The following is a 13,066-nucleotide window of genomic DNA, read 5'->3' on the forward strand; positions in this document are numbered from 1 at the left end:
GGACGCGAGGGGCCGGTATCCCGGTTGCGCTACACCCCCCTTGCCCTGATTAGTCCCTGTACGGGGGAAATTCCGCCGCCAGTTCGTTGACCTCGGCACGGGTCCCGGCGGCCTCGCCCCGCAGCGCGGCGGCGAAGAGCCCGGCGATCTTGACCATCTCCGCCTCCCCCATCCCCTGGGTGGTCACGGCGGCCGTGCCGAGCCGTACCCCGCGCTGGTCGGTGTACGGGAGGGCGCAGGTGTCGAGCACGATCCCGGCGGCCGCGAGCCGGCCGCGGGCGGTCGGGCCGTCGAGGCCCAGCGCAGCCGGGTCCGCGGTGAGCAGGTGGGTGTCGGTCCCCCCGGTGGTGACCGCGAGGCCGTGCTCCTCCAGCCCCCGGGCCAGCGTGCGGGCGTTGGCGACGACCCGGTGGGCGTACGTGGTGAAGGCGGGCTGCGCCGCCTCCCCGAACGCCACGGCCTTGGCGGCGATGGTGTGCATCTGGGCGCCGCCCTGGGTGAAGGGGAACACCGCCCGGTCGATGCGCTCGGCGAACTCGGCCCCGCACAGGATCATGCCGCCCCGGGGTCCGCGCAGGACCTTGTGCGTGGTCGCGCAGACGATGTCGGCGTACGGGACGGGGCTCGGCGCGGCCCCGCCGGCCACCAGCCCGATGGGGTGGGCCGCGTCCGCGATGAGGAAGGCCCCGACCTCGTCGGCGATCTCCCGGAAGGCCGAGTACTCGGGGTGGCGCGGGGAGCAGATCGACCCGCAGACGACGGCCTTCGGCCGGTGCGCACGGGCCAGCTGCTGGACCTGCTCGTAGTCCACGAGGCCGGTCTCGGCATCCACCCCGTACCCGACGAAGTCGAACCAGCGGCCGGAGAAGTTCGCGGGCGACCCGTGGGTGAGGTGGCCCCCGTACGTGAGCCCCATGGCCAGAACCGTGTCCCCGGGTCGCAGCAGCGCGGCGTAGGCGGCCAGTACGGCCGAGGAGCCGGAGTGCGCCTGTACGTTGGCGTGCTCGGCGCCGAACAGCGCCTTGGCCCGCTCCACCGCGGCCTGCTCGGCCAGGTCGGCGTACTCGCAGCCGCCGTGGTGCCGGGCGCCCGGATACCCCTCGGCGTACTTGTTGGCCAGCGGCGACGCGAGGGCGGCCAGCACCGCCGGCGAGGTGAAGTTCTCCGCGGCGCTCAGCTGCAGCGTGGTGGCCTGCCGCTGCCGCTCCCCGTCGAGGATGTCGGCCAGCTGCGGGTCCTGCCGACGCAGGAGGTCCGCAGGCCGGTCGGTGATGACGCTCATGGCACGCTCCCGCGCGGTGGGTGTACCGGGTAGGGCCACGATATTCCCGCCACCCGCTTCCCGCCGCTCGAGCGGCGGCCCGGCGCGAACCGTCACACCCGTGGGCGACCCCGAGGCGCTCTCGCACGGCTCAGCGCGAGGTCGTCACGCCCGTCAGCGCCGTCACGACCGGGTCCAGCGCCTGGTTGAGCCCCTCCCCCGACGCGCCCCTCGCACGGCCTCGGCCCCGGAGGGCCTCCCCCGGCTTCGGACCGCTGCGCCGGCCTCCGGCCGCCGACCGCACCTCAGCGCGAGGTCGTCACGCCCGTCAGCGCCGTCACGACCGGGTCCAGCGCCTGGTTGATCTCGTCGCCGATCGAGCGGAAGAAGGTGATGGGCGCCCCGTACGGGTCGTACACCTCGTCCGCGTCGGGCGACGGGGCCAGCAGCCACCCGCGCAGCGCCGCGGCCGCCCGTACCAGCGCGCGCGCCCGCTCCACCATGCCGTCGTCCAGCGGCGGCAGCGTGGCCGGATCTATCGCCCGGACCAGGCGGGTGAACTCCTTGAGCGTGAAGGTGCGCAGTCCCGCCGAGTGGCCCATCGAGATGACCTGCGCCCGGTGGTCGCGGGTGGCGGTCAGCACCAGGTCGGCGCGGATGACGTGCTCGTCCAGCAGTTCCCGGCCGGTGAAACCGGAGGCGTCGGCCCCGAAGTCCGCCAGGACCGCGGCCGCGTTCGCCTCCATCGGGGCGCCCTCGTGCCCCCACGTGCCGGCGCTCTCGACGATGAGGTCTCCGGTGACGGGACCGCCGAGGCGGTGCGAGAGGGCGTGCCGTGTCAGCCGCTCCGTGATGGGCGAGCGGCACACGTTCCCGGTGCTGACGTGGAGTATGCGGAAGGTGTCACCTCCGGCCGCCGCCGAGAGGTGTCCCGTTGCTATGCCACGCCCCTGAGGGCTCACGGGGCGACCTCGAGGTCGGGTACGACCTCCCGCAGCTGGTCGGCGGTGAGCGCGCCTTCCCGCAGGAGGACGGGCACCTTGCCGGTGACGTCGACGATCGAGGACGGCTGGATTCCGGGGGTCGGGCCGCCGTCCAGGTACACGGACACGGAGTCCCCGAGCATCTCGCGGGCCGCGTCGCAGTCCTCGGGCGCCGGGTGCCCGGTGAGGTTCGCCGAGGAGACGGCCATCGGGCCGACCTCGGTCAGCAGCTCGATCGCCACCGGGTGCAGCGGCATGCGGACGGCCACGGTGCCGTGGGTGTCGCCGAGGTCCCAGGCGAGGGAGGGCTGGTGCTTGGCGACGAGGGTGAGCGCGCCCGGCCAGAAGGCGTCGACGAGCTCCCAGGCCTGCTCGGAGAAGTCCGTGACCAGACCGTGCAGGGTGTTCGGGGAGCCGATGAGCACCGGAGTGGGCATGCCGCGGCCGCGGCCCTTGGCGGCGAGCAGCTCGTGGACGGCCTCGGGGCTGAAGGCGTCCGCGCCGATCCCGTACAGGGTGTCGGTGGGCAGCACGACGAGCTCGCCGCGGCGCACGGCGGATGCGGCTTCGCGCAGGCCCGTCTTGCGGTCCGTCGCGTCGTTGCAGTCGTATCGCCGGGCCATCAGCGGGACTCCTCGTGCAGCAGGGGGGTGGTGGTGTCACTGGGGGAAGCCGCGCGGGTCACGGCAGGGCCTTGCGGGCGGTCGCGAAGCGCGGACGCCTGTTCAGGTCCGGGTGGTCGGCCGCGTCGGCCCACCCCCGTTCCTCGGCGAAGATCCACGGCACCTGGCCGCCCTGGGTGTCGGCGTGCTCGATGACGACGATGCCACCGGGGCGCAGCAGGCGGTGCGCGGTGCGTTCGATGCCCCGGATGGTGTCCAGGCCGTCCTCGCCGGAGAAGAGCGCCATCTCCGGATCGTGGTCCCTGGCCTCGGGGGCGACGTACTCCCACTCGGTGAGCGGGATGTACGGGGGGTTGGAGATGACGAGGTCGACCTGGCCGTCCAGCTCCGGCAGGGCGCTCAGCGCGTCCCCCCGGTGGACGGTGACCCGGGAGCCCTCGGCGTTCTTGCGGGTCCACCGCAGCGCGTCCTCGGACAGCTCGACCGCGTGCACGCGCGAGCGCGGCACCTCCTGCGCCATGGCCAGCGCGATGGCGCCGGAGCCCGTGCACAGGTCCACGATCAGCGGCTCCACGACGTCCATCGCCCGGACGGCCTGTATGGCCCAGTCCACGACCGACTCGGTCTCGGGCCGGGGTACGAAGACCCCGGGCCCGACCTGGAGCTCCAGGTACCGGAAGAAGGCGCGGCCGGTGATGTGCTGGAGCGGCTCGCGCGCCTCGCGACGGGCGACGGTCTCCCAGTAGCGGGCGTCGAAGTCCGTGTCCTTGACGTGGTGCAGTTCCCCCCGCTTGACGCCGTGCACGAAGGCCGCGAGCTCCTCCGCGTCGAAGCGCGGTGAGGGCACGCCGGCGGCGGCCAGCCGCTGGGTGGCCTGGGCCACCTCGGCAAGCAGCAAGTTCACGCTGGTCCTCCGGGCTGCTGTCGTACGGGGGTGGTGCGGGGGCGGGGTCAGTGCGCGGCCGCGAGCTTCGCGGCGGAGTCGGTGTCGACGCAGGCCTGGATGACCGCGTCGAGGTCTCCGTCGAGCACCTGGTCCAAGTTGTACGCCTTGAAGCCGGTCCGGTGGTCCGAGATCCGGTTTTCCGGGTAGTTGTACGTGCGGATCTTCTCGGAGCGGTCGACGCTGCGCACCTGGCTGCGGCGCACGTCGGAGGCCTCCTGCTCGGCGGCCTCCTGGGCCGCGGCCAGCAGCCGCGAGCGCAGGATGCGCATGGCCTGCTCCTTGTTCTGGAGCTGGCTCTTCTCGTTCTGGCAGGAGGCGACCACGCCGGTCGGCAGGTGCGTGATGCGCACGGCCGAGTCGGTGGTGTTGACGGACTGGCCGCCGGGGCCCGACGAGCGGTACACGTCGATGCGGAGGTCGTTCATGTTGATCTCGACCTCCACCTCCTCGGCCTCGGGGGTGACGAGCACGCCGGCCGCGGAGGTGTGGATGCGGCCCTGGGACTCGGTGGCCGGAACGCGCTGGACGCGGTGCACGCCGCCCTCGTACTTCAGGCGGGCCCACACGCCCTGGCCGGGCTCGGTGGCGCCGTTGCCGCCCTTGGTGCGGACGGAGACCTGGACGTCCTTGTAGCCGCCGAGCTCGGACTCGGTGGCGTCGATGATCTCGGTCTTCCAGCCGACGCGCTCGGCGTAGCGCAGGTACATGCGCAGCAGGTCGCCGGCGAACAGGGCCGACTCGTCGCCGCCCGCGCCCGCCTTGACCTCGAGGAGCACGTCCTTGTCGTCGCTGGGGTCGCGCGGGACCAGCAGCAGGCGGAGCTTCTCGGTGAGCTCTTCGCGCTGCGCGGTCAGTTCCTTGGCCTCGGCCGCGAAGTCGGGGTCGACGGCCGCGAACTCCTTGGCCGTCTCGATGTCCTCGGCCGACTGCTTCCAGGCCCGGAAGGTCGCGACGATCGGGGTCAGCTCCGCGTAGCGCTTGTTCAGCTTGCGCGCGTTGGCCTGATCCGAGTGGACCGAAGGGTCGGCGAGCCTCTTCTCAAGGTCGGCGTGCTCGCCGATCAGTTCCTCGACCGCCTCGAACATCGGGGGACTCCTGGGGTGAAAGTACGAAGGGACTGCGGGTGACGTGCCTGGAACGACGACAAAGGCGCCGGTCCGACCGCCCCCGGGTGGACAGGGGGCGGCCGGTGACCGGCGCCTGGGTCGCGCTACTTCTTGGCCGCACCCTTGCCGAAGCGGGCCTCGAAGCGGGCCACGCGGCCACCGGTGTCGAGGATCTTCTGCTTGCCCGTGTAGAACGGGTGGCACTCGGAGCAGACCTCGGCTCGGATGGAGCCTTCGGTGAGGGTGCTACGGGTGGTGAACGCGGCGCCACAGGTGCAGCTGACCTGGGTCTCGACGTACTGGGGGTGGATCTCGCTCTTCAAGGTGTCTCCTAGATCGGGAGGGCTCCGGGTCGCAGGGGCCGAATTGCGCGCTGCGTGAACCGGGGCCGACAGACCAGTCTGCCAGGACCGGCCCGCCTGTCAAAATTCTGAGGACGCCTTCCACAACGGGGAGGGGCCGGCATCTATTCCGCCCCGCTCCGGATCGGGCTCGGGGGCGGCCGTGAATACGGCCGGAACGCGTGTGGCCGGGGGGTCTACCGGACGATCCCGCCGGCCGTGCTCTTGTCGCCCATCGAGTTCGCCGTGGCCTCCGCGGGGATCGGCTGGTCGGCCAGCAGGGCGTCCCAGACCTGCTTCGACTCCTTGGCGAGGGGTGCGACGCGATCTCTGTCGCGCGGGTCCGTGGTCACCGGCAGAGTGATCATCTGCATGTCCTGGGCGTCGATGCCCTTCAGTCCCTGGGCGAAGCCCATGAGGGACTTCACGTCGCCGAGCCCCTTGTCGGTGGTGATCGCCTTCGTGCCGGAGTCGGCGAGGGCGAGCAGCTTCTTCGGGTTGTCGAACAGGCCGATGCCCTTGACCTGCTTGATCAGCGCCTTGATGAAGGCCTGCTGGAGCTGTATTCGGCCCAGGTCGCTGCCGTCACCGACGCTCTTGCGGGTGCGGACCAGGCCCAGGGCCTGTTCGCCGTTGAGCTGGTTGGTGCCGGCCGCGAGGTCGAGGTGGCTGGCGTCGTCCTTGATCGGCTTGCTGGTGGTCACCTCGACGCCGCCGAGATCGTCGATGATCTTCTTGAACCCGGTGAAGTCGACCTCGAGGTAGTGGTCCATGCGGATGCCGGACATCGTCTCGACCGTCTTGACCGCGCAGGCGGCCCCGCCGACCGTGTAGGCCTCGTTGAACTGCCGGTACCGGCCGCCGGGGTCGGTCTTGCCGCCGGGCGTGGCGCAGGCGGGGCGGGGGGCCATGGTGTCGCGGGGTATCGATATGACGCTGGCCTTCTCGTGGCCCTCGTACAGGTGGACGATCATCGCGGTGTCCGAGCGCGCCGAGCCGTCGTCGTCGCGGCCGTACCCGCCGTTGGCGCCGCCGCGGGAGTCCGAGCCGAGGACCAGGATGTCCATCGAACCGTTGTCGACGTCCTGGGGGCGGTCCTTGCCCAGCGCCGCGTCGATGTCCACGGTCTTCAGGTTGCCGTTGAACTTGACGTAGAAGTAGCCGAGGCCCGCGCCGCCCAGGAGCACCACTCCCGCGGCGCTCCAGGCGGCGATGGCGAGGGCTCTGCGCCGCTTGGGGGGCTTGCGCCGGCGCCGGCCTGCGGCACCCCTGCCGCGGCCCGTGCTGTCGTCGCTCATGCTCTCCTCAGTCCTGAGTCCGTCCCCGGGCCCTGCGGTCCGCTTCCCGCCCGCGGTCGGTGACCAAGACGGGCGAACGGCGTCCAGGGTTCCACGGCCCCGGGTGCCCCGCGGTCCGCGCCGTACGCGGCGCCTTCGGACGCGCTTCCCGTGTAGTACCACCCCCACCTGCAGGTTTGCCCGCAGATGCGGTCCGGCGGCCGTCGGCTCGGCCGGATGCACGGTGTGGTGAAGGTCGCACCCGGCCCGTACGACGCACAGCCGCCCCCGTCACGGATGCGACGGGGGCGGCTGCGGTGATGCATGGGACCGGTGGGACGTCAGTCGTCGTTCTTGCCCGACGGGGTCGTCTTCGCGATCTGCATCAGGAACTCGGCGTTCGACTTCGTCTGCTTCATCTTGTCGAGCAGCAGCTCGATCGCCTGCTGCGAGTCGAGCGCGTGCAGCACCCGGCGCAGCTTCCAGACGATGGCGAGCTCCTCCGCGTTGAGGAGGATCTCCTCCTTGCGGGTGCCCGACGGGTCGACGTCGACGGCCGGGAAGATGCGCTTGTCGGCGAGCTTGCGGTCGAGCTTGAGCTCCATGTTGCCGGTGCCCTTGAACTCCTCGAAGATCACCTCGTCCATGCGCGAGCCGGTGTCGACCAGCGCGGTGGCCAGGATGGTCAGCGAGCCGCCGTCCTCGATGTTGCGCGCGGCACCGAAGAAGCGCTTCGGCGGGTACAGCGCGGTCGAGTCGACACCACCGGACAGGATGCGGCCGGAGGCGGGCGCCGCGAGGTTGTACGCGCGGCCCAGACGGGTGATGGAGTCCAGCAGGACGACCACGTCGTGACCCAGCTCGACGAGGCGCTTGGCGCGCTCGATGGCCAGCTCGGCGACGGTGGTGTGGTCCTCGGCCGGGCGGTCGAAGGTCGAGGAGATGACCTCGCCCTTGACCGACCGCTGCATGTCGGTGACCTCTTCCGGACGCTCGTCGACCAGGACGACCATCAGGTGGCACTCGGGGTTGTTGACGGTGATCGCGTTGGCGATCGCCTGCATGATCATGGTCTTGCCGGTCTTCGGCGGGGCCACGATCAGACCGCGCTGGCCCTTTCCGATCGGCGACACGAGGTCGATGATGCGGGTGGTCAGCACGCCCGGGTCGGTCTCCAGGCGGAGCCGGTCCTGCGGGTACAGCGGGGTCAGCTTCTGGAACTCCGGGCGGCCGCGGCCGGATTCGGGCGCCATGCCGTTGACGGAGTCCAGCCGCACGAGGGCGTTGAACTTCTCGCGGCGCTCGCCGTCCTTGGGCTGGCGCACGGCACCGGTGGTGTGGTCGCCCTTGCGGAGCCCGGCCTTGCGGACCTGCGCGAGGGAGACGTACACGTCGTTGGGGCCGGGCAGGTAGCCCGAGGTCCGGATGAACGCGTAGTTGTCGAGGATGTCGAGGATGCCCGCGACGGGGATCAGCACGTCGTCGTCGGCGACCTGCGGCTCGGCCGGAGCGAACTCGTCGCGGCCGCGGCGGCCGCGGCGGTCGCGGTAGCGGCCGCGCCGACCGCGCCGGCCGTCCTCGTCGAAGTCGTCCTGCGGGCCGTTGTCCTGGCGGTCCTGGCGACCCTGCTGGCCCTGGTTCTGGCCCTGTCCCTGGCCGCGGCCGCCCTGCTGCTGGCGGTCGCCGCGCTCGGCACGGTCCTGGCGGCCGCCCTGGCCCTGACCGGCCTGGCCCTGGCCGCCGCCCTGACCCTGGCCGCCCTGGCCCTGGTCATCGGCCTTGGCGCCGCGGTCCCGGCGGTCGCGCTGGCGCTCGCCGCGCTCACCGCGCTCACCGCGGTCGCGGCGGTCGCGACGGCCGCGACCCTCGCCGTCCTGGCCCTGCGCGGAGCCGGCGGTGGCCGTGTCCGGCCGGGCGTCGGCCTGCGGTGCGACCGCGACGGGGGCCTCGGCCCTGACCGCCCCGGTCTTCTGCTCGACCTGCACGGCGGCGGGGGCGGTGGACTCGGGGCTGCCGGAGGGGGCCGTGGCCCGGCGGCGGCGGCGCTCGCCGACCGGGGCGTCCTCGCTGGCCGGCTGGCCCGGGATCTCGATCTGCGCCTGCGCGGCAGGCTTCTCGGCGGGCGCCTCGACGGCGGCCCCGCCCGTCTGGGCGTCATCGGCGGCAGCCGTACGGGTCTTGCTGGTGGCACGGCGCTTCGGCTTGGCCTCGGCGGTGTCGGCGGCGCCCGCGGGCGCGGAGGACGCGGCCTTCGGGGCACTGCTGCCCGCCTGCGCCTCCTTGATGACCTCGATCAGCTGGCTCTTGCGCATCCGCGCGGTGCCCCTGATGCCGAGGCCGGACGCGACCTGCTGCAGCTCGGCGAGGACCATGCCGTCGAGGCCGGTGCCCGTGCGGCGGCGCTTGGGTGCGGCGCCCGCGGCGGGGGCACTGGCGTCGACCGAGGTGTCGGCAGCGCCCATCAGATCGGTGGTGTCGCTCACGAAGGGTCCTTCCCTGGAGCGGGCGTCGGCCTGTCTGGCTCGGCGACCGGTTGTGCTGTCCGACGGCAGTCCATTACCTGTTGGGTCGTGGACCGCAGCCGGGGCGATGGCCCGCCGATAGAGATACGGCGGAGAGAAACGTGCAAGTGCGTGGGTGGTTCCGGCGAGAAGCCCCCGAGCTGGAAGCGTGGGAAAGTCACGCCGATTCCGGAGCGTGCTCGAAACTGCTGGAAGTGATCAAAGCAGTCGGGGAGGCTCCCGGAGAAAAGGTGGTCCCGAGTGGGGACACTGAGCACCGAGCCATTGCGGCTTCGGATGCGCACTTGAGACTAACACTACCGGATCCAACAGATATTCCCCCTCTCGATCACCGGCGAAAGCGCCCCTCGGGCGCGTGCGGCCTGCCCTGACCGCCCGCTCCCGACCGGCCGCGTCTGCGACGACACGGCCTAGCCCCCCTGGGTGCCCAGGGGAAGCACGCTCGCGCCCGCGGCGTCGAGGGCGAGCCGGTTCGCGGCCCACCCCTCGCCCGCGAGCTGCGCGACCTTGTCGGCCGCGCCGTTGTCGACCAGCGCCAGGACCGTGGGGCCCGCGCCGGAGATCACCGCGGGGATGCCGTCCGCCCGCAGCCGTGCGACGAGTGCCACGCTCTCGGGCATCGCCGGCGACCGGTAGTCCTGGTGGAGCCGGTCCTCGGTGGCCGGCAGCAGCAGCTCGGGACGCCTGGTCAGGGCCTCCACGAGCAGCGCCGCACGACCGGCGTTCACAGCGGCGTCCACGTGGGGGACGGCACGCGGCAGCAGGCCGCGCGCGGTCTCCGTCAGCACCGGCTTGGAGGGGACGAACACCACCGGAACGACGGAATCGGCGGGCTCCATCCGGATCGCCTTGGCACTGCCCCCGTCCATCCACGCCAGGGTGAACCCGCCGAGCAGACAGGCGGCGACGTTGTCGGGGTGGCCCTCGATCTCGGTGGCGAGCTCCAGCAGCGCCGCGTCGTCGAGCCTGGCCTCGCCGCCTATCGTCACGGCGCGGGCGGCGACGATGCCCGCGCAGATCGCGGCGGAGGAGGAGCCGAGGCCGCGGCCGTGCGGGATGCGGTTGGCGCAGACGACCTCGAGGCCGCGCGGCTGTCCGCCCAGCAGGTCGAAGGCGGTGCGCATGGAGCGTACGAGCAGGTGGCGCTCGTCCCGCGGGAGGTTGTCGGCACCCTCACCCGCGATGTCGATGTGCAGGCCGGAATCGGCCACGCGGACGACGACGTCGTCGTAGAGCCCCAGGGCCAGGCCCAGGGCGTCGAAGCCCGGGCCGAGGTTGGCACTGCTGGCGGGGACGCGCACCCGTACGGCGGCGGCGCGGAACGCTGGACCGGCCATCGTCCGATGACACTCCTTGTGACTGTGCGAGATCTACGCTGGCTCGCTGCGAATGTACTGGAGAACGTACGACACCCGAAGGCCCCCGGGGCAGCACCGCAAGTCATATGCGCGGTGGCGGATGTGGGTACAGCGTATCGAAGGAAGGTTCTCTCGCGACATAGGGCGCACAGGAGGCGCACGATGCGTGTCGCGGCCCTCGCCGGGACTTTTGTCGTCGTACGGGGTGAGTTGCCGGGTTCCGGGGACCTTGCGGCCCCCGGAACCCGGCCTCGGGCGGAGCGTCAGACCAGGCCGAGCCGGATGGCCGCGGCCTCGGCGTCCACCGGAATGGTGATGGGCTGCGGAGCGCCCGCGACGGCCCAGTCGGGGTCCTTCAGGCCGTTGCCGGTGACGGTGCACACGATCCTCTGGCCCGGGTCGACCAGGCCGAGCTCGGCGGCCTTGAGCAGGCCGGCCACCGATGCGGCCGAGGCAGGCTCGACGAAGACACCCTCCTGGGCGGCCAACAGCCGGTAGGCCGCCAGGATCTGACGGTCCGTGACCTCGTCGATGAAGCCGCCCGACTCCTCGCGCGCGGCGAGCGCGAAGTCCCAGGAGGCCGGGTTGCCGATGCGGATCGCGGTGGCGATGGTGTGCGGCTCCTTGACGACCTCGCCGCGCACGATGGGCGCGGACCCGGAAGCCTGGAAACCCCACACGCGGGGCGTACGGGTGGCCAGGCCGTCGGCCTTGTACTCCTTGAAGCCCTTCCAGTACGCGGTGATGTTGCCGGCGTTGCCGACGGGCAGCACGTGGATGTCGGGAGCGTCGCCGAGGGCGTCGACGATCTCGAACGCGGCCGTCTTCTGGCCCTCGATGCGCACCGGGTTGACCGAATTGACCAGCGCCACCGGGTAGTTGTCGGACAGCGCGCGCGCCAGGTCGAGGCAGTCGTCGAAGTTGCCGTCCACCTGGAGGATCTTGGCTCCGTGCACCAGGGCCTGGCCCATCTTGCCCAGCGCGATCTTGCCGCGGGGCACGAGGACCGCGCAGACCATCCCGGCGCGCACCGCGTACGCGGCGGCGGAGGCCGAGGTGTTGCCCGTGGAGGCGCAGATGACCGCCTTGGCGCCCTCCTCCTTGGCCCGGGTGATCGCCATGGTCATGCCGCGGTCCTTGAAGGACCCGGTGGGGTTCGCCCCCTCGACCTTCAGGTGCACCTCGCAGCCGGTGCGCTCGGAGAGCACCTGTGCGGGGACGAGGGGAGTACCACCCTCGCGGAGCGTGACCACGGGAGTCGTGTCGGTCACCGGCAGGCGGTCCCGGTACTCCTCGATGATGCCGCGCCACTGGTGGGTGCGATTGCTGCTCATGGGCCCTTACTCCCCTTCAACGCGCATGGTGCTGGCGACACCGCGGACGGTGTCCAGCTTCCGCAGCGCCTCGACGGTCCCGGAGAGGGCCGCGTCGGGCGCACGGTGAGTGACGACCACGAGGGAGGCCCCGTTGCCGACCCCGTCCGGACGTCCTTGCTGTCGTACCGTATCGATCGATACGCCGTGCTCGGCGAACGTGGTCGCCACCTGGGCGAGGACGCCCGGCTTGTCCGCCACGTCGAGGCTGATGTGGTAGCGGGTCACGACCTCGCCCATGGCGCTGACCGGCAGCTGGCTGTACGCCGACTCGCCCGGCCCCGTTGCCTCGGCGAGCTTGTTGCGGCAGACGGCGACCAGGTCCCCGAGGACCGCGGACGCGGTCGGGGAACCGCCCGCGCCGGGCCCGTAGAACATCAGCCGCCCGGCGGCCTCTGCCTCGACGAATACCGCGTTGTACGCCTCACGGACGGAGGCGAGCGGGTGCGTGAGCGGGATCATCGCCGGGTGCACGCGCGCGGTGACGGACCGGCCGTCGGCGGCGCGCTCCAGGATCGCCAGGAGCTTGATGGTGCAGCCCATCCGCTTGGCGGACGCGAAGTCGGCGGCGCTGACCTCCGTCATGCCCTCGCGGTAGACGTCGTCGAGGCGGACCCGGGTGTGGAAGGCGATCCCGGCGAGGATCGCGGCCTTGGCGGCGGCGTCGTAGCCCTCGACGTCGGCGGTGGGGTCTGCCTCGGCGTAGCCGAGGGCGGTGGCCTCGTCGAGCGCCTCCTGGTACCCGGCGCCGGTGGAGTCCATCTTGTCGAGGATGAAGTTCGTCGTGCCGTTGACGATGCCCATCACGCGGTTGATCTTGTCGCCCGCGAGGGACTCGCGCATCGGGCGGACCAGCGGGATGGCGCCGGCGACGGCGGCCTCGTAGTAGAGGTCGAGCCCGTGCTTCTCGGCGGCGGCGTGCAGCGCGGCGCCGTCCTGGGCCAGCAGCGCCTTGTTGGCCGAGACGACGGACGCGCCGTTCTCGAAGGCGGTGGTGATCAGGGTGCGGGCCGGCTCGATCCCGCCGATGACCTCGACCACGACGTCGATGTCACCGCGTTTGAGCAGGGCGGTGGCGTCGGCGGTGACCAGTGCGGGGTCGATGCCCTCGCGCACCTTGGAGGGGCGGCGTACGGCCACACCCGCGAGCTCGACGGGCGCGCCGATCCTCTGCGCGAGGTCGTCGGCGTGCGTCGTCATGATGCGCGCCACCTCTGAGCCGACCACTCCACAGCCCAGCAGCGCCACCTTCAGCGGACGCGTACGCATCATTCGA

11 protein-coding genes are annotated in these 13,066 nt (G+C 72.0%); all 11 read right to left on the reverse strand.

Features of this window, described 5'->3' with window-relative positions; translation table 11 throughout:
• Positions 1 to 49: 49 nt before the first annotated feature.
• The gene (gene glyA, locus ACFWU6_RS23095) at positions 50 to 1,282 is read right to left on the reverse strand and encodes a serine hydroxymethyltransferase (RefSeq protein ID WP_383982825.1); all 1,233 of its coding nucleotides are present in this window, start codon (positions 1,280 to 1,282) and stop codon (positions 50 to 52) included.
• A 284-nt stretch (positions 1,283 to 1,566) separates the two neighbouring features.
• Positions 1,567 to 2,223: a protein-tyrosine-phosphatase gene (locus ACFWU6_RS23100; RefSeq protein WP_383982827.1), complete on the reverse strand. Its 657-nt coding sequence runs from the start codon at positions 2,221 to 2,223 to the stop codon at positions 1,567 to 1,569.
• On the reverse strand, positions 2,220 to 2,867 hold the full coding sequence (locus ACFWU6_RS23105; protein WP_383803580.1) for an L-threonylcarbamoyladenylate synthase: 648 nt from the start codon (positions 2,865 to 2,867) through the stop codon (positions 2,220 to 2,222). Before ACFWU6_RS23105 ends, ACFWU6_RS23100 begins: the two co-directional genes overlap by 4 nt.
• Before the next feature lie 58 nt (positions 2,868 to 2,925).
• Positions 2,926 to 3,771, reverse strand: a complete 846-nt coding sequence (gene prmC, locus ACFWU6_RS23110; RefSeq protein WP_383803582.1) for a peptide chain release factor N(5)-glutamine methyltransferase — start codon at positions 3,769 to 3,771, stop codon at positions 2,926 to 2,928.
• Positions 3,772 to 3,818: 47 nt separating this feature from the next.
• Entirely contained in the window at positions 3,819 to 4,898 is a 1,080-nt protein-coding gene (prfA, locus tag ACFWU6_RS23115; RefSeq protein WP_383803584.1) for a peptide chain release factor 1, read from the reverse strand.
• 125 nt (positions 4,899 to 5,023) lie between these two features.
• Positions 5,024 to 5,242, reverse strand: a complete 219-nt coding sequence (gene rpmE / locus ACFWU6_RS23120; RefSeq protein WP_383803586.1) for a 50S ribosomal protein L31 — start codon at positions 5,240 to 5,242, stop codon at positions 5,024 to 5,026.
• Between the two features lie 215 nt (positions 5,243 to 5,457).
• Positions 5,458 to 6,558 (reverse strand): LCP family protein, encoded by a 1,101-nt coding sequence (locus ACFWU6_RS23125; RefSeq protein ID WP_383982829.1) that lies wholly within the window; start codon positions 6,556 to 6,558, stop codon positions 5,458 to 5,460.
• A 320-nt stretch (positions 6,559 to 6,878) separates the two neighbouring features.
• Complete coding sequence (rho, locus tag ACFWU6_RS23130) at positions 6,879 to 9,020, reverse strand: transcription termination factor Rho (RefSeq protein WP_383803591.1); 2,142 nt, start codon at positions 9,018 to 9,020, stop codon at positions 6,879 to 6,881.
• Positions 9,021 to 9,469: 449 nt separating this feature from the next.
• Positions 9,470 to 10,396 carry a homoserine kinase gene (gene thrB, locus ACFWU6_RS23135; protein ID WP_383803593.1) on the reverse strand — a complete coding sequence of 309 codons (927 nt, stop codon included), beginning with the start codon at positions 10,394 to 10,396 and terminating at the stop codon, positions 9,470 to 9,472.
• A gap of 284 nt (positions 10,397 to 10,680) precedes the next feature.
• Entirely contained in the window at positions 10,681 to 11,751 is a 1,071-nt protein-coding gene (thrC, locus tag ACFWU6_RS23140; RefSeq protein ID WP_383803595.1) for a threonine synthase, read from the reverse strand.
• A gap of 6 nt (positions 11,752 to 11,757) precedes the next feature.
• Positions 11,758 to 13,062 (reverse strand): homoserine dehydrogenase, encoded by a 1,305-nt coding sequence (locus ACFWU6_RS23145; RefSeq protein WP_383982830.1) that lies wholly within the window; start codon positions 13,060 to 13,062, stop codon positions 11,758 to 11,760.
• Positions 13,063 to 13,066: the final 4 nt, after the last annotated feature.

This window comes from Streptomyces sp. NPDC058674, from assembly GCF_042716505.1.
GTDB lineage: Bacteria > Actinomycetota > Actinomycetes > Streptomycetales > Streptomycetaceae > Streptomyces.